Source organism: Leucobacter sp. GX24907 (genome assembly GCF_053567335.1).
On sequence record NZ_JBSGPD010000002.1, the window covers coordinates 255,442 to 275,923 of the forward strand.

Here is a 20,482-nt window from a genome sequence, read left to right on the forward strand (position 1 = left end):
GGATGCTTCGCCGGAGTCAGGCCTGCGGGTTCTCCCCAGTGTTTTCAACGGATTCACGCGCATCATCATCAGATGATTGTGAGGTGCGACTCAATATGAGCCACGTGAAAAGTACGACCAGAGCAAACAGCGGAACACCCATGACGAGCCGTGCAACGCCGAGTGCCTCCACCTGGTCCGCCAGATACAGAGGGACCTGCACCGCGAGCCTCGCGACAAACAAGGTCAGCCAGAGCAACGAGGTGAGCGTGGCCGCTCGCTTCAAGAGCCGAATACGGCGCCACCCGGTGAGGTCACCACGCAAGGCGCCCATGACCAGTCCGAGCAGTGGCCATCCGACCAGCACGGAGATCAACAAGGCCGCGATCCAGCCGGTGTTGATCAGAAAGCCCGGGAGGAAGTAGTCGCGCCCGCTCCCCGTCCAGAGCGTCGCCGCGATGCACACGCCGACGCCGAGCGCTCCCGACAGCGCCGAGACCACGGGCTGCCCGGAAACGAGCCGGACGAGCACTGCAATCACCGCAAGAGCGGCCGGAGCGATCACGGAGAGCGTGGCGTCCTGGGTGAAGACGTACACGACCAGGAAGAGCAAGCCTGGGAGTAGCGACTCGACGACCCCGCGCACTCCGCCGATAGCGGCGAGCACTCCCCCAGCTGAGACCGCCTCACCATCAAGACCGGCCTGCACCGTGCGGCCGAGCGTCCCGCCGACGCGTAGACGCGCCTGCTCGGGTTCGGCAGGTGGTGTCTCGCTCAAGCTTCGTGCACCTGCTCCTGCTGCTGTTGCTGGCCGCCTTGGGCTACGCCCGCGGGAACTTTGAGCGCGAGGAGCTCACTCGGCGGCATCGGCTGATCGCCGCGTACGACGACGAGGTCACGGAAAACGGAATCAAGCTTCGCGCGTGCCTCCGCATCGGTGGCGGCCTTCCCCATCACGACTCCGCGCAGCAGCCAGCGCGGTCCGTCAACACCAATGAGACGAATCTCGCGGGTGCCGCCACCCTGTTCGGCCGGGACGCGGGTTTCTGCAGCGAGCTCCGGACCGAAGGGGCCTTCGATCTCGGTCGCTGTGAGTTCCTGCGATGAGATCTGCTGGCGAAGTTCTGCACGAACCTGGTGCCAGAGTCCGAGCGTCTTGGGTGCGGAGAATGCCTGGACCTGCAGCATCGAATCGGCGTACCCCAAGGAGACTGCGACAACGCGCTTCGCACGCTCGTCCACTTCGAGACGCAACTGCAGCCCCTCACGTGGTGCCACCTTGATGCCACCGAGATCGACATATGGGCGCATCGAACGCACCTCGGACACATCGAACGGGCCGGCACTCGCACGGTCGTCCGGAGCAGACTTCGACTCGTCGACCTCCGGCGCTTCCGGCTCGCGAGCCTCAATCTCATCAGCGGACTTCTGTGTCTCTTCGCTCATCTTGGTCTTCTCCTCTTCAGCTGCTCACACCGGTCGAACCGAATCCGCCGGCACCGCGAGCGCTCTCCGGCAGCTCGGCAACCGGCACGAATCGCGCCTGCGACACCGGTGTGACAATCATCTGCGCGATGCGGTCGCCCGGTGAGACACGAAAGGTCTCCCGGGGGTCCGTGTTGAGCAGAGTCACTTTGATTTCCCCGCGGTAGCCCGCATCGACGGTGCCCGGCGAATTCACGACAGTGATGCCGTGCTTCGCGGCGAGGCCACTGCGCGGAACGACGAACGCCGCATACCCCTCAGGGAGGGCGATCGCCACGCCGGTTCCGATGAGCGCACGCTCGCCGGGAGCAAGCTCGACGGCCTCTGAAGCGCGTAGATCAGCGCCGGCGTCACCCGGCAAGGCGTAGCTCGGAACATTCTCGGCCGTGATCGGCACCTCAACCACATCAGTCACTCGGTTAGGGTATCGGATAATGATTGGCATGAGCACAGTTGCGCGTACTGCCGATTACCGTGAACGACTTTGGCCCAGCCTGTGGCAGCTGATCCTGCCGGTGGTCTTCTTGATTCCGTCGGTGAGCCTCGTGCTCACACCTATAAATGCCGCCATTGCGCTGCCTGTAGCACTCCTCGTTACTGCACTCGTCATTGTGATCATGCTGCTCGGGAGCCCGGTCGTTGCGATCGCGGACGGGCAGTTCACTGCAGGCCGCGCATCGATCCCCGTGCGACAGCTCGGCCGTACCCGGTTGATCGGTGAGACGGAGCTCAAACGCACCATCGGAGTCGATCTCGATGCGCGCGCCTTCCTCATGATCCGCGGCACGGTCAAGCAGGCCATCAAGATCGAGAATGTCGACCCGCGCGATCCGGCACCGTACTGGGTGGTTTCGTCACGCCGCCCGGCCGACCTCGATGTTGCGCTGAAAACCGCGCAAGCGGCCGCCTAGGAGTGCACCTAGAACGCTGCGCGTTCTAGCCCGAGCACTCTGCCACCCGGAACGTCGCTGCGCTCCGTTCTCTGTGGGCTGCCGCCGTGGGCGGCACCGCGGAGTGCACCTAGAACGCTGCGCGTTCTAGCCCGAGCACTCCTGGCGCAGCGGCGCCAGCGCAGAATGCGCTGAAAAGCTGACGCTTTTCAGCCTGAGCATTCTGCGCACACCGGACCAAGATCAGTCTCGTGATCGATCTGCGAACGGTGGCGCACCAGGAAGCAATTGACGCAGGTGAACTCGTCATCCTGCTGTGGCAGCACAACAACATCGAGATCCACGTCGGAGAGGTCGGAACCGCCCAGGTCAAAGCTCGGGTTATCAGCGTCCTCGGAGTCAATGCTTGAGGCACTCTTTGCCGGGACGCGCTCCTTCAGCGCCTCAATGGAGTCGGTCTCTTCCTCGGACTTGCGAGGCGCGTCGTAATCGGTGGCCATACTCTCCTGCATTCCCGTGCCATGATCGGCACTTCAACCTCTGGGCGGCGCTATTCTGCCCGACTGTCACCGATCGCGCAAACCCTCGGCGACACGCGCCCTTGGAGAACCCGAAAGCGAAGCAGACGAAAATGCACCGCGCCCGGCTCAATCAGTGCACTTGACCCCTCCGTATGACAGTCTGGCTTGCGACTCGGGAGGTAGCAGCGATGGATGAACTGCGTTTGGTGCGACGCGATGAGCGGTCGCTCATCGTGACGACCGAGGCCGGCGAGGAGTACCGCCTCGTGGTCGACGACACCGTACTGGCCGAACTGCGGCATCTGAGCCGTAAGGAGCCCAGCGGGGCACGCGTGCGTCCTCGCGAGATCCAAGCACTCATCAGGGCGGGTCGAACCCGTGCCGAGGTGGTCGAGCTCACCGGCCTCGACGAGAGCGACATCGAACGCTACGAGGGCCCCGTCGTCGCAGAACGCGAGTTCATCCTCGAGCGCGCCCACGCAGTGGCCGTGCGCACCGAGCCCGGTGACGGCGACAGCGAGCGGTTCGGCAATGTGATCGCTCAACGTCTCGAAAGCATCGGCGCCGAAGACGCCTCCTGGTCTGCGTGGCGCGACGAGGATACGGGATGGATGATCGGGCTCGATTTCCGTTCTCGGGACGTGGAGCATCGCGCAATCTGGTCCTTCGACCACCGAAAGAGCGTACTCGCACCCGCGTCCTCTGATGCTGTAACCCTCTCCAAACAGGGTGATGTGGGCGATCGTCTGATTCCCAAGCTCCGCGTTGTGGATTCTGCAGCCGACGGCTTCGATGCTGCGACCTTCGATTCCGACGAGGACTCCGACGTCGAAGGGGACGCCCGTACGGCCACTGGGGCTGAAGGGTCCGAAGCCGAAGAGACATCTCCGGATTCCACTCCCAGCGACCATGAGACCGATCCGCAGGCGGAATTCGAGCGTCGACGAGAGATCGATCAACGCGCCATCAGCTCGCTGCCTGAAGATGATGGGGACAACCTGGCCCAGACAGCGGATCTTCTCGACGCTCTGCGTCGACGCCGCGGCGAGCGGGAACGGGGCCTCCTCCCTGAACAAGATGCACCTGAGTCGTCGAACGCGGAGACAGATGTACGCTCCTCGGACACGGATGCAGCACACCGCGGCGAGCAGCCTCAGTTGCTGCCGTCCCCTGAACCGCAGCAGGAATCAGAGGACGCGACCGCTTCGAAGCGACGTCGCCCCAGTTCGGGTCCAGACCTGTGGGCAGCCGTGTCTTCGTCTGGTCGGCCTCGACAGGAGACGAAGCAAGAGGGCCCGGCTCCGGAGACAGGAAGCGCGAAGCCGAGTTCTGCCGGCTCCTCACCCGATAGTGGCCGGAGCAAACGACGAGCCTCGATCCCAAGCTGGGACGACATCCTCTTCGGAACCCGCGGAGACGACGAGCAGTCCTAACCTGCCCGCCGCTGCTCAGCTGAGGCTTCAGAGCTCACACGTTCTGAAGCGATCGCAGATACCGCTGCAGCGAACCCGGTCCCGATGAGCGCCCCTCCAAGGATCAGCGGCACACCCCGCTCGTCCTCCCCCAGGCTGCCATGCTGACCGATCATTTCTCGACTTCGCGGATCGTCTGTCGAGCAGTAGTAGGCGACCCGCTTGCGTGCCGCGATGATGATGTGCCCGATGCGCTCGGCAACTTCGGGACTGGTCGGACCAAACCACCCATTCGCGACGGCTTCTTCCCGCGTGCCCACCCAAGCCCGCTTGCCTTCTCGTTGCGACCACCGAGCCGCTAACTCCTCTGCCTCATCCGGGTCGCGCAGATACAGGGAACGCATGCGGGGCTCACCGCCCACCTCCTGCACCCCTCGGAAGAGATCGTCATCCGCATCGAGGAGAACGTGCTGATGCCCGAGAACATCGACCATCCCATGATCCGCGGTCACGACCACGCCGACATCCCCAGGAAGCCCGCGGAGGAAATCATCAAGAGCGGCGTCGAACTGCTCAAGCCGCTGCAGCCAGCGGTCCCCTTCCCAACCGTGCTCATGACCCGCTTTGTCGAGCTCATCGATGTAGAGGTAGCAGAGCGTCGGCTGTGCTCCGCGCAACACTCCCGATGCTTGGGCGAAACGGTCTGCAATACGCTGACCACCGAGATACTCGGCTCCGGCCAGGATCGCCTCGGTGAGTCCGCCCGTCGCATGCGCCGGGCGTCCCAGTGCGTACGTGCGAACGCCGAATGCGGCAGCGGTTCCGAACAGCGGAGTCGCACGCTGCCATGCTCCCGGATCGTCGACCCCCTCCCATTCCTTCAGCGGCGAGATCAGACCAGCTTTCGGGTGGCGAATACGGTAGCCCACCAGTCCGTGCTCACCGGGCAGTCGCCCCGTGGTGATCGTCGTGAGCGCCGCCGCAGTAGTCGACGGAATCACAGTCTCGATCCGACGTTGCGGGAGCGCCGAAAGGGCACGCGCGTGCCCGGCACGAGCACGCAGATTCGCATGACCGAGACCATCGACGACGACGACCACGAGGGAACGTACGCCGGGAAGTGCGTCGGGAATCCGGGGAGCGGCCCCTGGCAGCACTGCGGCAAGCACCTGTTCAGCGTCTGTTCCCAGGCCGCGGGCAAGCGCGGCAATACCCGTCGGCAGAATCGCGGCAAGCCTCGCGCCATTGTCGCTGGCAATCGGTAGCATGAGCACCATTATGACCGACGCCCCGAACACTGTTCCGAGCTCAGGCGCCGACACCGCGGGAGCGGTCGAGCGCATCGAAGACGTCGATATCTCCCAGGAGATGGAGTCCTCGTTCCTCGAGTACGCGTATTCCGTGATCTACTCGCGCGCACTTCCCGATGCGCGTGACGGCATGAAGCCCGTACAGCGCCGCATCCTCTTCATGATGACGGAGATGGGGCTTCGACCCGAAAAGGGTCACGTGAAGTCGGCGCGCGTCGTGGGCGAAGTCATGGGCAAACTCCACCCGCACGGCGATTCCTCGATCTACGACGCACTGGTGCGCCTCGCTCAGTCCTTCGCCATGCGCCTGCCACTCGTCGACGGCCACGGAAACTTCGGTTCGCTCGACGACGGCCCAGCCGCCTCCCGTTATACCGAGGCGCGGCTTACCGGGGCAGCGCTTTCGATGACCGAGTCGCTCGATGAGGACGTCGTCGACTTCGTCCCGAACTACGACAACCAAATCATGCAGCCTGACGTGCTGCCCTCCGCCGTACCGAATCTGCTGGTGAATGGTGCATCGGGTATCGCGGTTGGCATGGCTACGAACCTCGCCCCCCACAACCTCATCGAGGTCGTCGAAGGTGCGAAACACCTGCTGCTGCGTCCCGACACCACGGTCGATGAACTCATGGAGTTCATCCCAGGGCCAGATCTGCCCGGTGGCGGCATCATCGTCGGTCTTGACGGAGTGAAGGACGCCTACCGCAGTGGTCGCGGCGCCTTCCGTACCCGGGCGAAGGTCAGCACCGAGCAGATCACCGCACGACGCACAGGCTTGGTCGTCACTGAGCTGCCCTACCTGGTCGGCCCCGAGCGCATCATCGAAAAGATCAAGCAAGGGGTCGAGAACAAGAAGCTTTCCGGCATCGCTGATGTTGCCGACCTCACGGACCGCAAGAACGGTCTCCGGCTCGTCATCACGCTGAAGACGGGCTTCGATCCGAATGCGGTACTCGAGCAGCTCTACCGCTACACACCGCTCGAGGACTCGTTCAGCATCAACTCAGTCGCCCTTGTCGACGGGCAGCCACAGACGTTGGGGCTTCGCGAGATGCTCCGAGTGTTCCTCGATCATCGACTCGCGGTCGTGACGAGGCGGTCCGAGTTCCGTCTGCGCAAGCGTCGGGAGCGGCTGCACCTGGTCGAGGGCCTCCTCATCGCGATCCTCGATATTGATGAAGTGATTCAGCTCATCCGCACGAGCGATGATTCTGAAGCCGCTCGTACACGGCTGATGCAGGTCTTCGACCTTTCCGAGGCGCAGGCCGAATACATCCTCGAACTTCGTTTGCGCCGTCTCACCAAGTTCTCACGCGTCGAACTCGAGGCCGAACGCGATGAGCTGCAGCGCGGCATCGAAGAACTGCTCGAGATACTGGGCAGTGAGGATCGCCTGAAGCAGGTGGTCATCACCGAACTCGATGCCGTCGCCGAATCATACGGAACACCGCGACGCACCGTACTCACCGGGGCGGTTGCGCGACCGAGTCGAGCAGCAGCGGGCAAGACATCCCTGGAAGTTGCCGATAGCCCCTGCACGGTATTGCTCTCGGCCTCCGGAAAGGCGCTCCGCATTGAGCGCGACCCTGAGGCCGAGACCACACGCCCGCCATCCCGTGCGACGAAGCACGGCGCAGTGATCTCCAGAGTCGACGGAACCGCGCGCGGTGAGCTGGGCGCAGTGCTGACTGATGGCACCCTGCACCGTTTCGCACCGGTGGATCTGCCGCTGGTCCCCTCCGCATCGATCGCATTCTCTGCCGGCGTGCACCTCACCGACTATCTCGGTCTGCCGAAATCGGCTCCTCGGATTGTCGGGATCGTTCCGCTGACCGGCGACAGTGGTACCGTTCCTGAACCGATCGGCATGCTCACCGAGCGTGGTGTCGTGAAGCGCGTCGTCCTGACTGACCTTCCAGCTCGGCCCGAGTTCGAGGTCATCGGGCTGAAGAGTGACGACCAGCTGGTCTCGGTTTTCCCGGCACCGGACGGCGCAGAGTTCGCGATCGTCACGAACGAGGCGCAGCTCCTGCGCTTCCCGACCTCTGCGGTCCGCCCCCAGGGGCGACCGGCCGGAGGCATGGCCGGCATCAAGCTCGGCGCCCAGGGTCGGGTCGTGTTCGCAGCCTCGGTTCCCGAGGGCGCCGAAGCTCGCGTCGTGACTATCGCTGACAGCTCGCTGACGCTACCTGGCGCAGGGGCATCATCGGCCAAGGTGACGCCGTGGAGCGAGTACCCGGCGAAGGGTCGTGCCACCGGAGGAGTTCGCACTCAGCGATTCCTCAAATGGGAGGATCGTCTCAGCTGCGCCTGGGTCGGTATCGAAGAGCCCCGTGCGCTTGGCGCGAATGGATCCGTCATCAAGCTGCCGACCGAGTTCGGCAAGCGCGACGGCTCCGGAACTCCTCTCGACTCGGCCGTGGCAGCGGTCGGCGCGGCACCCTGACCGCGCGGTCCTGGCCGCATCTCGCTGGTCGGGCAGCGCCGTCTCCTGGCCTCACCGAGCTGACCGCACTGACGCTAGGCGTCGATGCGGTCCCTGTCGAGATCGTCAGCGTTCTCCACGATGAACTCCTTGCGTGGGGCAACTTCATTCCCCATCAGAAGTTCGAACATCTGAGCGGCCGCGTGAGCATCTTCGACTCGCACCCTCCGGAGCGTGCGGTGCTCGCGGTCCATCGTGGTTTCGGCGAGCTGGTCTGCGTCCATCTCTCCGAGCCCCTTGTACCGCTGGATCGGCTCCTGGTACTTCTTCCCGCGACGTCTGAGATCGGCGAGAAGCGTATTGAGTTCGCGCTCGCTGTACGTATAGATCACGTCGTTGGGCTTGCGACCCGCATTCTGCACGATGACGCGGTGCAACGGAGGAACGGCAGCATACACCCGCCCGGCTTCGAGCATGGGACGCATATACCTGAAGAAGAGCGTGAGGAGCAGCGTTCGAATGTGGGCACCATCGACATCCGCATCACTCATGAGGATGACCTTGCCGTAGCGCGCAGAGTCGAGTTCGAAATCGCGGCCGGATCCTGCACCGATCACCTTGATGATCGCACCGCACTCCGCATTCGAGAGCATCTCAGCGATCGAAGCCTTCTGCACGTTCAGAATCTTGCCTCGAATGGGAAGCAAGGCCTGGAACTCGCTGTCTCGCGCCGGGCGAGCCGTACCGAGCGCGCTATCGCCCTCGACGATGAACAACTCCGTCTCGGCCACCTCCTTGGAGCGGCAGTCGATGAGCTTGGCGGGAAGCGAGGAGCTCTCGAGCGAGGTCTTGCGCCGCTGCGTGTCGCGCTGAGCACGCAACGCGATGCGGGACTTCATCTCGGAGACCATCTTCTCGAGTAGAGCGCCCGTCTGGGCCTTGTCCTCACGTTTCGACGAAGCGAACCGCGTCTCGAGCGCCTTCACTACAGACTTGGATACGATCTGTCGTACGGCGGCCGTGCCGAGCACTTCCTTGGTCTGGCCTTCGAACTGAGGTTCGGGAACGCGGACGGTCACCACGGCGGTGAGTCCGGTGAGGATGTCATCCTTCTCCGGCTTGTCGCTGCCAGCCTTGAGCTTTCTCGCGTTCTGCTCGATCTGCTTGCGGAAGAACCGAGTGAGTCCCTGCTCGAACCCCGCGAGATGCGTACCGCCTTTGGGAGTCGCGATGATATTCACGAAGCTCTGCACGGAGATGTCGTAACCGGTTCCCCAGCGCACCGCGATGTCGACTTCGCAGGTGCGCTCCACCTCTCGAGACACGAGGTGTCCTGTGGCGTCGTCCATAACAGGAACGGTTTCAGTGAACGTCGCAGAGTCAGTGACACGCCAGATATCGGTGATGGGCGCATCGATTGCGAGGAACTCGACGAACTCAGAGAGTCCGCCTGCGTACTCGAAACGGTGTACGGCCGGGTTGCCGGTCTCGTCGAGAGAATCCGTTCGCTCGTCACGGATCTCGATCGCGAGCCCGGGAACCAGGAATGCGGTCTGGCGCGCCCGTGCGACGAGGGACTCCGGCTCAAAGCGGGCCTCCTTGAGGAAGATCTGCGGGTCCGCCCAGTAGCGCACTCGCGTACCGGTCACGCCTTTCTTCACCTTGCCGACGACGCGGAGCTCCGAGGCCTCCTCAAACGGCGAGAATGGGCTGTCCGGGGTATCGCCGTCGAAGACTCCAGGCTCGCCATGGCGGAAGGACATGGCCCAAGTCTTGCCGTCGCGATCGACCTCCACGTCGAGCCTGGCGGATAGCGCATTCACGACCGAAGCCCCGACACCGTGCAGACCACCGGAGGAGGCGTAACCCCCGCCTCCGAATTTTCCGCCTGCATGGAGCTTCGTATACACGAGTTCGACACCGGAGAGGCCACTGCGCGGTTCGATATCTACCGGCACGCCGCGACCGTCGTCGGAGACCGTCACGCTGCCATCGTCGTGCAGGGTGATCGCAATCGCATTGCCGTATCCTGCGAGCGCCTCATCTACGGAGTTATCGATGATCTCCCAGAGGCAGTGCATGAGGCCGCGGGAATCGGTCGTGCCGATATACATGCCGGGTCGTTTGCGCACCGCCTCGAGACCTTCGAGAACGGTAAGGTGACGCGCTGAATAGCTGGACTCTGCCACGTGCTTCGCACTCCCCTTTCGTGGGCGACCCCACCACTGTAGAGGCAGGCACTGTCACGCAGGCGGATCTGCCGCGGCGAGGTGCGGATCCGCCTGCGCAGCTACGCGCACAGCGAACCGGCGCACTAGCGAGAAGTCAAGACGATTGGAACGTGATTGGATAGTGGTGTACTGCAAGCAAACGAGAAGGGGAGGTCGTCATGACCACGCTCGAACAGGATCGCGCCGGCGCAGGTATCGATGCGACCGAGGTCGATGCCGTCGAGTCGGCGCCGACCGGTCGCCCCCTGACCGGCCTCGACCGGTGCGACAGCTGCGGCGCCCAAGCATATGTGCTGGCGCTGCTCTCGGGCAGCGAGCTGCTGTTCTGCGCGCACCATGCACGCAAGGTCGAACCGAAGCTCCGCCCGATGGCAGAGCTGTGGCACGATGAGAGCCACAAGCTGAACGCCTGAGCAGGGCGTTGCGCGTCCCGCGCACTCCGCAAGAGCATACGAAGAAGCCCCGGCCAAGGCCGGGGCTTCTTCGTATGTGTTGTCCCGATCATGGATGAGATCAGGGGCACCTGCGCGAAGCGATGCTCGGCGCTACCTCGACCTACTCGAGGTAGTCGCGCAACTGCTGCGACCGCGAGGGGTGGCGCAGCTTCGCCATGGTCTTCGACTCGATCTGACGGATGCGCTCGCGCGTGACGCCGAACGTGTCTCCGATCTGGTCGAGTGTCTTCGGCATGCCGTCACCCAGGCCGAAACGCATGCGGATCACGCCCGCCTCGCGCTCCGAGAGCGAATCGAGCAGTTGCTCGAGCTGTTGCTGCAGCATCGTGAAGCCCACCGCGTCGGCCGGCACGACCGCCTCTGTGTCCTCGATGAGGTCGCCGAACTCGCTATCGCCATCTTCGCCGAGCGGGGTGTGCAACGAAATCGGCTCACGACCGTACTTCTGCACCTCGACGACCTTCTCAGGGGTCATGTCGAGCTCGCGGCTCAGCTCCTCCGGCGTGGGCTCGCGGCCCAGATCCTGCAGCATCTGTCGCTGCACACGGGCGAGCTTGTTGATGACCTCGACCATGTGGACCGGAATGCGGATGGTGCGAGCCTGATCGGCCATTGCGCGGGTGATCGCCTGGCGAATCCACCACGTAGCGTAGGTCGAGAACTTGAAGCCCTTGGTGTAGTCGAACTTCTCGACAGCGCGGATCAAGCCCAGGTTGCCTTCTTGGATCAGGTCCAGGAACTGCATGCCCCGACCCGTATAGCGCTTCGCAAGCGAAACAACGAGACGCAGGTTCGCGCCCAAGAGGTGACTCTTCGCGCGCTGACCATCACGGGCCACCCATTTGAGCTCGCGTTCCAGCTTCTTCGGCAGACCCTTCTCTGTCGCGAGCTTCTCCTCGGCGAACAGGCCGGCCTCGATGCGCATCGCAAGCTCAACCTCTTCGGCAGCGTTCAGCAGCGCGACCTTACCGATCTGCTTCAGGTAGTCCTTCACCGGATCGGCAGTCGCGCCGGGGATCGCGGTGGTGACCGTCGGCACGTCCTCCTCGTCGGAGGCCTTGAGCACGATCGCACCAGTGGGGAGCGGCTCGTCCGGAGTCGCCTTCTTGGTGTTCTCCTCCGGCTCTTCCTCAGTCTCCGGTTCGCCGGCGGCGATCGCATCGATATCGATGTCATCAGCCTTCTTGCCGCGCTTGGACGTCGCCTTCTTCGCGGCGGCCTTGCGGGGTGCAGTCGCCTTCTGCTCTGCCGCCTCAGTAGTCTTCTCAGCGGTCTTCGACTTCTTCGCGGTGGTCTTCGTCGCGGAAGACTTCGCTGCGTCACCCTTGGCCGACGTGGCCTTCTTGGCACCGCTCTTTGCCGAAGTCGCCTTCGCTTCGGTTTCCTCGGGAGCGACCTCCTCGGCCTTCCGGGAGGTCTTCCGAGCCTTGGTCGTGGATGCAGTGGCCACGCAGCCGCCTCTCTGTGGTCGCAAACCCTGGAACGCGCGCGACGACGAGACGTCGTTCCACGCTCACAGCATGAAAACCCATGTCAAGCCCGGTCTATTCCCGACGAGCGGGAATTCAGCCGGATTGAATGGGCTAGGCCTCCATTATTGCATGCCTTAACCCAAGATGTGTCCATCCGCAAGAGTGCCGAGCGAACTTATCGGTTTCGCGCATCTCACCGCCAGCGGGCTCTACTCCGTTTCGCCTCGCTTGCGCTGCTCAGCCAGAAACTGTTCGAGTTCGCTTGCCAGTTGCTCCGCGGTCGGGAGCGAGCCGTCCTCCGCGACGAGTGGTGATCTGGGCGACTGATCCTCCATGTAGCGGTCGTAGCGCTCCTCGAGGCCGCGCACCATCTCCCGCGATTCCTCGCTTTCCGCGATCTGCTCATCGACCTGCTTCTGAAAGGACCTGGCGCGCTCCCGGGTCTCATCGGTCGCAAAGAGCAGCCCCGTCGCCGACATGATGCCGTCCAGCGCCGCGAGCAGCGCGTCGGGCACCTCGGTGTTCGAGAGGTAGTGGGGCACGAGGAGCGCGAACCCTACGACCTCCTCCCCCAGGCTGTGCAGTCGATACTCGAGAACATGTCCTGCCGATGCCGCGATCCTGGTTGTCGGCCGCCAGACGGAGTGCGCTTCGATGAGATCGTCGCGGCTCCCGCTCACGGTGCAGCCGAGGGCACGGGTGTGCGGCACCGGAACCGGGAGCGCATGCACCCAGACCGTCGTCGACACCTGCAGTTCGTGCTGCAACAGCAGAACCGCATCGATGAACCCGTCCCACTTGAAATCTGGCTCGAACCCGCTGAGCAGTAAGAATGGTGTGCCCATCTCATCGTGTGCCACCGTCAGAAGGAGCTCCTCGGGTTCGTAGCCGGTGAGATGATCCTCGTCGAACGTGATGATCGGACGTCTGGCACGATAATCGAGCAACTGGTCGCTGTCGAATCTCACGAACTCCTCTGGGCGCGACTTCTCCCAGAAATAACTATCGAGCTGGCTGACGGCTCCGCCGGCATCGCTCAACCCGGCGAGTACGACGATCATCGGCAGGCCGGACGGGATCGTCGCCCGGCGCTCCGGGTACGAGACGGAGAAGATGGCTTCAGTCACACCTCCATCCTACGAAATCCCCCGCCAGGAAACCCGCGCCGCCTCAAACCGAGCTTCCAGATTGGTAGTAGGGTGAATGAGTGCGCACCGCCGGAACGGCAGGCGAGCACCGATCCATGAACGCAACCGAGGGAGATCCCACTTGGCCGATCAGCAGTTTGACATCGTTGTACTCGGAGGCGGAAGCGCGGGCTATGCGGTAGCGATCCGCGCGAAGCAGCTGGGCCAGAGTGCCGCCGTCATCGAGAAGGACAAGCTTGGCGGAACCTGCCTGCACCGCGGGTGTGTCCCCACGAAGGCACTGCTGCATTCTGCGGAGGTCGCCGACGTCGCAGCCGAGGGCGCCAAGTACGGCGTGCAGTCCAGCGTCGCCGGCATCGAGATGGACGCGGTCAATGCATACAAGGACGGCATCGTCTCTTCGAAGCACAAGGGCCTGCAGGGTCTGCTCAAGGCGAACGGCATCACGGTCATCGAGGGCGAAGGCCGCCTCGTTTCGGCCAACACGGTCGAAGTCGGCGGCGATCGCATTACGGGCAAGAATGTCGTGCTTGCCACCGGCTCCTACTCGCGATCCTTGCCCGGCTTGGAGATCGGCGGACGCGTGATCACCAGTGAGCATGCGCTGCACCTGCAGGAGGTGCCGAAGCGAGTGATCGTGCTCGGCGGCGGTGTGATCGGTGTTGAGTTCGCGAGCGTATGGCGCTCCTTCGGCGCGGAAGTCACTATCGTCGAGGGTCTCCCGCATCTCGTGCCGAACGAAGAGGAGTCGGTCTCAAAGCAGCTCGAGCGTGCATTCAAGAAGCGCGGTATCGATTTCAAGCTTGGTGTGCGCTTCCAGTCGGTTACTCAGGACGACGACTCCGTGACCGTCGCCCTCGAAGACGGCACCAACTTGACGGCAGACTACCTGCTGGTGGCCGTGGGCCGTGGACCCGCGACCCAAGGACTGGGCTTCGAAGAGGTCGGCATCGAGATGGATCGCGGCTTCGTGCTCACGAATGAACGCCTGGCCACTAACGTTCCGGGCATTTACGCTGTCGGAGATATCGTTCCGGGCCTGCAGCTCGCACACCGTGGATACCAGCAGGGCATCTTCGTTGCAGAGGAGATCGCCGGCCTTGCCCCGGTGGTCATCGCAGACGTGAACATTCCGAAGGTCACCTACTGCGACCCCGAGATCGCCTCGGTCGGTCTCACTGAGGCGAAGGCCAAGGATCAGTACGGCGCAGAGAATGTCACCGCTTACGAGTACAACCTCGCAGGCAACGCGAAGAGCTCGCTCCTCGGCACGGCCGGCACAGTAAAGGCCGTCCGCGTCAACAACGGCCCCGTCGTCGGCGTGCACATGATCGGTGCACGCGTCGGTGAGCTCGTCGGTGAGGCCCAGCTGATCGTGAATTGGGAGGCGCATCCGGAGGATGTCGCTCCGCTCATTCACGGACACCCGACGCAGAACGAGACCATCGGTGAAGCCATGCTGAAGCTCGCCGGCAAACCGCTGCACGCGATCTAAACGCAGCCAAGAGCACTGACAACGAACGGAGAACAACACCATGAGTGAATCGGTCGTCCTCCCCGCATTGGGTGAGAGCGTCACCGAGGGAACGGTCACCCGGTGGTTGAAGAACGTCGGCGATACCGTCGCCGTCGATGAACCCCTGCTGGAAGTGTCGACCGACAAGGTCGACACCGAAGTGCCCTCCCCCGTCGCAGGAGTAGTCGAGGAGATCCTCGTTCCCGAAGATGAAACCGTCGAGGTCGGCGCCGTGCTCGTGCGCATCGGCGACGGCAGCGGCGCTTCGAGCGCTAGCGAGGATCCCGCACCGCAGCCGGCGGAAGAGCCCGCCGGAGCTCCCGAGGCCCCGGCAGCTCCGGCCGAAGCGCCAACTGAACCGGCCGAAGCGCCAACTGCTGAGGCTGAGCCTGCTCCGGCAGCAGCTGAGTCTGCGGCATCCGGCGACGCGCAGGACATCGTTCTTCCCGCGCTCGGTGAGAGCGTGACCGAAGGAACGGTGACTCGGTGGCTCAAGAGCGTGGGCGACAGCATCGAGGTCGACGAACCGCTGCTGGAGGTGTCGACGGACAAGGTCGACACCGAAGTGCCCTCCCCCGTGGCCGGCATCGTCCAGGAGATCGTCGTCGGCGAAGATGAGACCGCCGAGGTCGGGGCAGTACTCGCACGGGTCGGCAGCGGTGCTCCTGCACCGGCTGCGGAAGCACCCGCAGCTGCTCCCGAGCCCGTGGCGGCCCCTGAGCCCGCTGCAGCGGCCGCCACGCAGTCTGCTCCTGCCGAGGCTTCAGCTCAGGTGACCGAGCCTCAGCAGCCGACTGCCGACGCTCGACCCGAGCCGACGCCCGCTCCCGCTGCTCCCGAGCCGCAGCAGCCCGCAGAGGCCGCAACCCCGGCGTCTCCCGCAGCGCAGGCCACCAGCCCCGGGTACCTCACGCCAATCGTGCGCAAGCTCGCACAAGACCACGGAGTCGACCTTTCGAAGGTCACCGGCACCGGCGTCGGCGGCAGGATCCGCAAGGAAGACGTTCTGGAGGCTGCGAAGTCGAGCGGACCTGCGCAGAGCGCGCCTGCCTCTGCATCGCAAGCGCCTGCTCCTGCCCCTGAAGCCGAGATTTCTCCGCTTCGGGGTACGACGCAGAAGATGACGCGTCTGCGCAAGCTCGTATCCGAACGTGCCGTCGAGTCACTGCAGCAGACCGCGCAGCTCACCACGATGGTCGAGGTCGATGTGACTCGCGTGGCACAGCTGCGTGCGGCGAAGAAGGACGAGTTCCTGGAGAAGACCGGTTCGAAGCTCTCGTTCCTGCCGTTCTTCGCCGTAGCTGCTGCCGAGGCGTTGCGCACCTATCCGATCATCAACGCGACGGTCGACGGTGATTCCATCGTGTACCCGGCAACCGAGAACGTCAGCATCGCGGTTGACACCGAGCGGGGCCTCCTCACTCCGGTGCTTCGCGATGCGGGCGAGAAGAACATCGCGCAGATCGCCGGTGAGATCGCAGATCTCGCCTCGCGCACGCGTGACAACAAGCTCACTCCGGACGAGCTCAGCGGCGGCACCTTCACGCTGACCAACACCGGCTCGCGCGGGGCTCTCTTCGATACGCCCTTGGTGTTCTTGCCGCAGTCGGCCATCCTCGGCACTGGCGCGGTGGTGAAGAAGCCCGCAGTGGTATCGACCCCTGAGGGCGATTCCATCGCCATTCGTTCCACCGTGTACCTCGCGCTCTCGTATGATCACCGCATCATCGACGGAGCCGACGCCGCGCGCTTCCTCACTCAGGTGAAGCAGCGGCTCGAGGCGGGCCAGTTCGAGGCAGACCTCGGAATCTGATTCACCGCAGTGCTCTTAGACGAGGCCGTACCCTTCGGGGTGCGGCCTCGTTGCGTATGTGAGGAGATCACCGAAGCCGACCCGGGTTGACATGCTTGGCGGCCGTAAGCTGATCCGTCGACAAATCGCGAATGTGAGAACCTCCTCCGCTTCGTCTGCTTCCCACGCGGTTCCACGGCGCAGTGCCGCTGCCAGCTCGGAGATCCCTTCGTCTACCGCATCCATGATGAACGGTGCCGAGCCGACGCTGTCCCACGCACTCAGTATCCGCACGAATGCCGATCGGGGCATGCCAAGCGACTCGCAGCCTGGATCATGCCTGCCTGCGTGAGCACGTGCACGCATCTCGCGGCTGCGGTGTGCGAGCCGCCCGCGCAGGCCCGTACGGGGAGTACGCATCCGAATCCCATCTGCGTGCACCTCGACCTCGTGTGCGAGCAGTTCGCCTCGGCACCACTCTCGACGTCTCGCAGCAATGCCGAAGACCCCGAGTTGCATGGCGGTCCACGCGAGCTCACCTGCCGATGTGATCTTCGATACCGATACACCACCTGACGCAGCGCATCGTTTCGCGCGAGGGGTGCGAGGCTGCCGTACTGCCTCGGGATGTTCAGAGGTGAAGCTTCTCAGCAAGGACGATGACATGCGCATATTCTGAATCGCGATGGCACGTGAATCTGCACCAAACGGCTCATCGGTGGACAGAATTGGCACCGAAGGACACATCATCCCGATGTGATGCGAGCAGGCGCTCGGAGCGAACAGGCCCTGCGAGGCCCGCTGAACGCGATATTCTAGATGCATGGCCAAGGACACGAAGCAGAAGGCGACCAAGGAACCCGGTCGCATCAAGCAGATGGTGCAGATCTATCACAGCACCAAGAAGCACGATCGCAATCTCCCGCTCGCGCTGCTGCTGAGCTTCATTGCACCGATCGTGGTGGCGGTGGGTGTCGCCCTTCTGCTCCGCTCCGGCTGGATCGCATGGATCATGTGGAGTGTCAGCGGCGTGCTGGTGGGAATCCTCCTCGTCATGATCGTGCTCGGCCGACGAGCTGAATCGACGGCTTACCGGCAGATCGAGGGGCAGCCGGGCGCCGTTGGCGCTGTCGTGCAGGGTGCGCTGCGCCGCTCGTGGCGTGGATCTGAGACTCCTGTCGCCATGAGTCGTAATCGCGACGCGGTCTACCGCGTCGTCGGCCGTGGCGGGGTCGTGCTGATCGGCGAAGGGCCGCAGCAGCGCACGAACCGCATGATGTCCGACGAAGAGCGCAAGGTCCGTCGCGTCCTGCCGAACGTGCAGATCACTCGTCTCTACGTTGGCCCCGATGAAGGATCAGTTCCGCTGCAGAAGCTGTCGCGCACGCTGATCAAGCTCAAGCCGACTCTGCGCCGGCAAGAGGTCGTCGCCGTACACAATCGTCTCGTGTCACTGCAGGCCGCTCCGATCGGAATTCCGAAGGGGATCGATCCGAACAAGGTTCGTGCGGGGCGTCCTCGCTGATCTGCTCCAGTGCAGTTACGTGCGGACGAGCACAGTTCCGGCGATCTTGTCGTGGAACCCGCGCTGATCTGAGTCCCAGACGAGCACCGGGATCACCAGCGCGATCAGAAGCGTCCGCACAATAGGTCGCCAGAATCCCACCCAACCACCGGAAATCGGGACGACGCGCATCCCGAGCAGTCGGTGCCCGATCGATCCGCCGATCGTCGGAATGAACACGACCTGCAGCAGCGCGAAGATCATCAACGGAGCGAATTGGCGCCAGCCGGCCTCGGCTGGAAGGGCCCACGGGTCGTACTGCAAGAACGCCATGGCGATGAGTGTCGCCGCGGTGTAGTCGATGAGGAGCGCGAGCAGACGACGTCCGACTCGTGCGACCGACCGAGCTCCGCGCTCGGGAAGACCCAAGCGCTCCCCTGGCCACCGACTGGGTTCGAGATCTCCGAAAGTCTGCGGTGCGCGGGAGGATGCCATGGAATCGAGTGTAGTGAAGTCCGCCTGAGCCGTAACACACAGGAAACACTGTTCACACGGACTCGAAATGTTGCTGCCCTAAGGTTGAAGAGGCGCCGATCGATCCGGATCGGCGACAAGGCAAGAGGAGCAGCATGTTCACGTCCCCCCAAGAAGTGCTCGATTACATCGCGGAGAACGACGTCAAATTCGTCGATATCCGTTTCACCGATCTGCCCGGTGTGCAGCAGCACTTCAACGTTCCCGCATCGACACTCGATCTCGACTTCTTTGAGACCGGTCAAATGTTCGACGGGTCCTCGATTCGCGGATTCGCAGGAATCGCCGAGTCGGACCAGCAGCTGATCCCCGATGTCACCACCGCCTACATCGATCAGTTCCGCGCTGAACGCACGCTGGTGCTCGTCTTCGACATCTACAACCCGCGCACTGGCGAGATCTACTCGAAGGACCCCCGCCAGGTGGCGAAGAAGGCAGAACGGTACCTGGCATCGACCGGAATCGCTGATACGGCCTTCTTCGCACCCGAGGCCGAGTTCTACATCCTTGACTCGGTTCGCTACGAAACCACGCCGCGACGGACATTCTATGAGATCGATTCCGAAGAGGCGCACTGGAACTCGGGTGCGGAGATCGAGGGCGGCAACCTCGGGAACACCACGCGCGAGAAGGGCGGCTACTTCCCGGTCTCCCCCACCGACAAGCAGGCTGACCTGCGCGACGACATCTCGCTTCGACTCATCGAGTCGGGCCTGCACCTCGAGCGCTCGCACCACGAGGTCGGTGCTCCGGGGCAAGCTGAGATCAACTACCGTTTCGACACGATGGTGAAAGCCGCCGATGATGTCTTGAAGTTCAAGTACATCGTGAAGAACACGGCCGAGCTGTGGGGAAAGACCGCAACCTTCATGCCGAAGCCGGTATTCGGCGACAACGGTTCGGGTATGCACACCCACATGTCGCTGTGGAAGGACGGCGAGCCGCTCTTCTACGACGAGAACGGGTACGCGGGGCTCTCGGATACTGCTCGCTGGTTCATCGGTGGAATCCTCAAGCACGCGCCCGCGCTGCTCGCGTTCACGAACCCGACGATCAACAGCTACCGCCGACTGGTTAAGGGGTATGAAGCGCCTGTCAACCTCGCATATTCCGCCGGTAACCGGTCAGCTGCGATTCGCATTCCGCTGACCGGGTCGAACCCGAAGGCCAAGCGCATCGAGTTCCGCGCGCCAGACGCGTCGGGCAACCCCTACCTCGCATTCGCTGCGCAACTCATGGCGGGTATCGATGGCATTCGTAATCGCATCGAGCCCATGGAGCCGATCGATAAGGATCTGTACGAGCTCCCCCCGGAGGAGGCAAAGAACATTCCCCAGGTGCCTGGGTCGCTCGAGGAGGCGCTTGCCGCGCTCGAAGCGGATCACCAGTTCTTGCTGGAGGGCGGCGTATTCACCGAAGAGCTCATCGAGACCTGGATCGAGTTGAAGCGCGAGACGGAAATCGCTCCGATGGCGCTGCGACCGCACCCCTTCGAATTCGAACTCTACTACGGCGTCTAAGAGTCGCCTGAGCTCAGTCGAGCGAGTCGCGCCCCGAGTGAGATGAGAAATGCCCCGGCCGAACGGCTGGGGCATTTCTCATCGCATGCAGGTCGCGAAGGGCCTGCAAGTCGCGACGGGTCAGGAATCGAGATCGTCGTCGAACTCGGCGCCGTCTTCAGCGAGCAGCGCCTCCAGGAATGTCTGAAAGTACTTCATAACAATCAGGTTACGCTTCTCGGCGCCCGAAGACCAGAGTCAATTCATGAATGATCGGTGAACGGCGAGCATACTGCGCCCGCGACA

17 protein-coding genes are annotated in these 20,482 nt (G+C 63.5%); 8 read left to right on the forward strand and 9 right to left on the reverse strand.

The features are described from left to right. Positions 1-16: 16 nt before the first annotated feature. Genes ACUYV6_RS04080 through dut form a run of 3 tightly spaced genes read right to left on the reverse strand, consistent with a single transcriptional unit; the run spans position 17 to position 1,879 of the window. Positions 17-757 (reverse strand): DUF3159 domain-containing protein, encoded by a 741-nt coding sequence (locus tag ACUYV6_RS04080; protein WP_449277368.1) that lies wholly within the window; start codon positions 755-757, stop codon positions 17-19. Next, on the reverse strand, positions 754-1,425 hold the full coding sequence (locus ACUYV6_RS04085) for a DUF3710 domain-containing protein (protein ID WP_449277369.1): 672 nt from the start codon (positions 1,423-1,425) through the stop codon (positions 754-756). Before ACUYV6_RS04085 ends, ACUYV6_RS04080 begins: the two co-directional genes overlap by 4 nt. Positions 1,426-1,441: 16 nt before the next feature. Continuing rightward, positions 1,442-1,879 carry a dUTP diphosphatase gene (gene dut / locus ACUYV6_RS04090; RefSeq protein WP_449277370.1) on the reverse strand — a complete coding sequence of 146 codons (438 nt, stop codon included), beginning with the start codon at positions 1,877-1,879 and terminating at the stop codon, positions 1,442-1,444. Positions 1,880-1,907: 28 nt separating this feature from the next. On the opposite strand from dut, the gene ACUYV6_RS04095 reads away from it, so the two are divergent. Next, complete coding sequence (locus ACUYV6_RS04095) at positions 1,908-2,375, forward strand: DUF3093 domain-containing protein (RefSeq protein ID WP_449277371.1); 468 nt, start codon at positions 1,908-1,910, stop codon at positions 2,373-2,375. Between the two features lie 188 nt (positions 2,376-2,563). Here ACUYV6_RS04095 and ACUYV6_RS04100 read toward each other — a convergent pair whose 3' ends face one another. Next, positions 2,564-2,854 (reverse strand): DUF4193 domain-containing protein, encoded by a 291-nt coding sequence (locus tag ACUYV6_RS04100; RefSeq protein WP_449277372.1) that lies wholly within the window; start codon positions 2,852-2,854, stop codon positions 2,564-2,566. 209 nt (positions 2,855-3,063) lie between these two features. Between ACUYV6_RS04100 and sepH the strand changes: the two genes are divergently transcribed. After that, the gene (gene sepH, locus ACUYV6_RS04105) at positions 3,064-4,308 is read left to right on the forward strand and encodes a septation protein SepH (RefSeq protein ID WP_449277373.1); all 1,245 of its coding nucleotides are present in this window, start codon (positions 3,064-3,066) and stop codon (positions 4,306-4,308) included. On the opposite strand, the gene ACUYV6_RS04110 is transcribed toward sepH, so the two are convergent. Next, complete coding sequence (locus tag ACUYV6_RS04110; RefSeq protein ID WP_449277374.1) at positions 4,305-5,555, reverse strand: alkaline phosphatase family protein; 1,251 nt, start codon at positions 5,553-5,555, stop codon at positions 4,305-4,307. The genes sepH and ACUYV6_RS04110 overlap by 4 nt on opposite strands. A 10-nt stretch (positions 5,556-5,565) precedes the next feature. On the opposite strand from ACUYV6_RS04110, the gene ACUYV6_RS04115 reads away from it, so the two are divergent. Further along, the gene (locus ACUYV6_RS04115) at positions 5,566-8,046 is read left to right on the forward strand and encodes a DNA gyrase/topoisomerase IV subunit A (RefSeq protein ID WP_449277557.1); all 2,481 of its coding nucleotides are present in this window, start codon (positions 5,566-5,568) and stop codon (positions 8,044-8,046) included. Between the two features lie 74 nt (positions 8,047-8,120). Here ACUYV6_RS04115 and ACUYV6_RS04120 read toward each other — a convergent pair whose 3' ends face one another. Further along, positions 8,121-10,214, reverse strand: a complete 2,094-nt coding sequence (locus tag ACUYV6_RS04120; RefSeq protein WP_449277375.1) for a DNA gyrase/topoisomerase IV subunit B — start codon at positions 10,212-10,214, stop codon at positions 8,121-8,123. A 200-nt stretch (positions 10,215-10,414) separates the two neighbouring features. Here ACUYV6_RS04120 and ACUYV6_RS04125 point away from each other — a divergent pair, with 200 nt between their 5' ends. After that, a complete protein-coding gene (locus ACUYV6_RS04125; protein ID WP_449277376.1) occupies positions 10,415-10,669 on the forward strand; it encodes a DUF7455 domain-containing protein in 255 nt (84 codons plus the stop codon). Between the two features lie 142 nt (positions 10,670-10,811). Here ACUYV6_RS04125 and ACUYV6_RS04130 read toward each other — a convergent pair whose 3' ends face one another. Both ACUYV6_RS04130 and ACUYV6_RS04135 read right to left on the reverse strand, forming a co-directional pair. Next, entirely contained in the window at positions 10,812-12,161 is a 1,350-nt protein-coding gene (locus ACUYV6_RS04130; RefSeq protein ID WP_449277377.1) for an RNA polymerase sigma factor, read from the reverse strand. 231 nt (positions 12,162-12,392) lie between these two features. Further along, positions 12,393-13,310, reverse strand: a complete 918-nt coding sequence (locus ACUYV6_RS04135) for a proteasome assembly chaperone family protein (protein ID WP_449277378.1) — start codon at positions 13,308-13,310, stop codon at positions 12,393-12,395. Between the two features lie 142 nt (positions 13,311-13,452). Here ACUYV6_RS04135 and lpdA point away from each other — a divergent pair, with 142 nt between their 5' ends. The 3 genes from lpdA (at position 13,453) to ACUYV6_RS04150 (ending at position 18,164) form a co-directional block, all read left to right on the forward strand. Then, entirely contained in the window at positions 13,453-14,826 is a 1,374-nt protein-coding gene (lpdA, locus tag ACUYV6_RS04140; RefSeq protein WP_449277379.1) for a dihydrolipoyl dehydrogenase, read from the forward strand. Positions 14,827-14,866: 40 nt separating this feature from the next. Beyond that, positions 14,867-16,660 carry a 2-oxoglutarate dehydrogenase, E2 component, dihydrolipoamide succinyltransferase gene (gene sucB / locus ACUYV6_RS04145; protein ID WP_449277380.1) on the forward strand — a complete coding sequence of 598 codons (1,794 nt, stop codon included), beginning with the start codon at positions 14,867-14,869 and terminating at the stop codon, positions 16,658-16,660. Between the two features lie 802 nt (positions 16,661-17,462). Next, positions 17,463-18,164 carry a DUF4191 domain-containing protein gene (locus tag ACUYV6_RS04150; protein ID WP_449277381.1) on the forward strand — a complete coding sequence of 234 codons (702 nt, stop codon included), beginning with the start codon at positions 17,463-17,465 and terminating at the stop codon, positions 18,162-18,164. Between the two features lie 15 nt (positions 18,165-18,179). Here the strand turns inward: ACUYV6_RS04150 and ACUYV6_RS04155 are convergent, their stop codons facing one another. After that, the gene (locus ACUYV6_RS04155) at positions 18,180-18,638 is read right to left on the reverse strand and encodes an RDD family protein (protein ID WP_449277382.1); all 459 of its coding nucleotides are present in this window, start codon (positions 18,636-18,638) and stop codon (positions 18,180-18,182) included. A gap of 134 nt (positions 18,639-18,772) precedes the next feature. Here ACUYV6_RS04155 and glnA point away from each other — a divergent pair, with 134 nt between their 5' ends. Further along, entirely contained in the window at positions 18,773-20,197 is a 1,425-nt protein-coding gene (gene glnA, locus ACUYV6_RS04160; protein WP_449277383.1) for a type I glutamate--ammonia ligase, read from the forward strand. The last annotated feature ends 285 nt before the right edge of the window (positions 20,198-20,482 follow it).

Bases quoted from the DNA above. Each gene is read 5' to 3' on its own strand.
- ACUYV6_RS04085 (WP_449277369.1), bottom strand. From the start codon at position 1,425: ATGAGCGAAGAGACACAGAAGTCCGCTGATGAGATTGAGGCTCGCGAG.
- ACUYV6_RS04095 (WP_449277371.1), top strand. From the start codon at position 1,908: ATGAGCACAGTTGCGCGTACTGCCGATTACCGTGAACGACTTTGGCCC.
- ACUYV6_RS04100 (WP_449277372.1), bottom strand. From the start codon at position 2,854: ATGGCCACCGATTACGACGCGCCTCGCAAGTCCGAGGAAGAGACCGAC.
- sepH (WP_449277373.1), top strand. From the start codon at position 3,064: ATGGATGAACTGCGTTTGGTGCGACGCGATGAGCGGTCGCTCATCGTG.
- ACUYV6_RS04110 (WP_449277374.1), bottom strand. From the start codon at position 5,555: ATGCTACCGATTGCCAGCGACAATGGCGCGAGGCTTGCCGCGATTCTG.
- ACUYV6_RS04115 (WP_449277557.1), top strand. From the start codon at position 5,566: ATGACCGACGCCCCGAACACTGTTCCGAGCTCAGGCGCCGACACCGCG.
- ACUYV6_RS04125 (WP_449277376.1), top strand. From the start codon at position 10,415: ATGACCACGCTCGAACAGGATCGCGCCGGCGCAGGTATCGATGCGACC.
- sucB (WP_449277380.1), top strand. From the start codon at position 14,867: ATGAGTGAATCGGTCGTCCTCCCCGCATTGGGTGAGAGCGTCACCGAG.
- ACUYV6_RS04150 (WP_449277381.1), top strand. From the start codon at position 17,463: ATGGCCAAGGACACGAAGCAGAAGGCGACCAAGGAACCCGGTCGCATC.
- ACUYV6_RS04155 (WP_449277382.1), bottom strand. From the start codon at position 18,638: ATGGCATCCTCCCGCGCACCGCAGACTTTCGGAGATCTCGAACCCAGT.
- glnA (WP_449277383.1), top strand. From the start codon at position 18,773: ATGTTCACGTCCCCCCAAGAAGTGCTCGATTACATCGCGGAGAACGAC.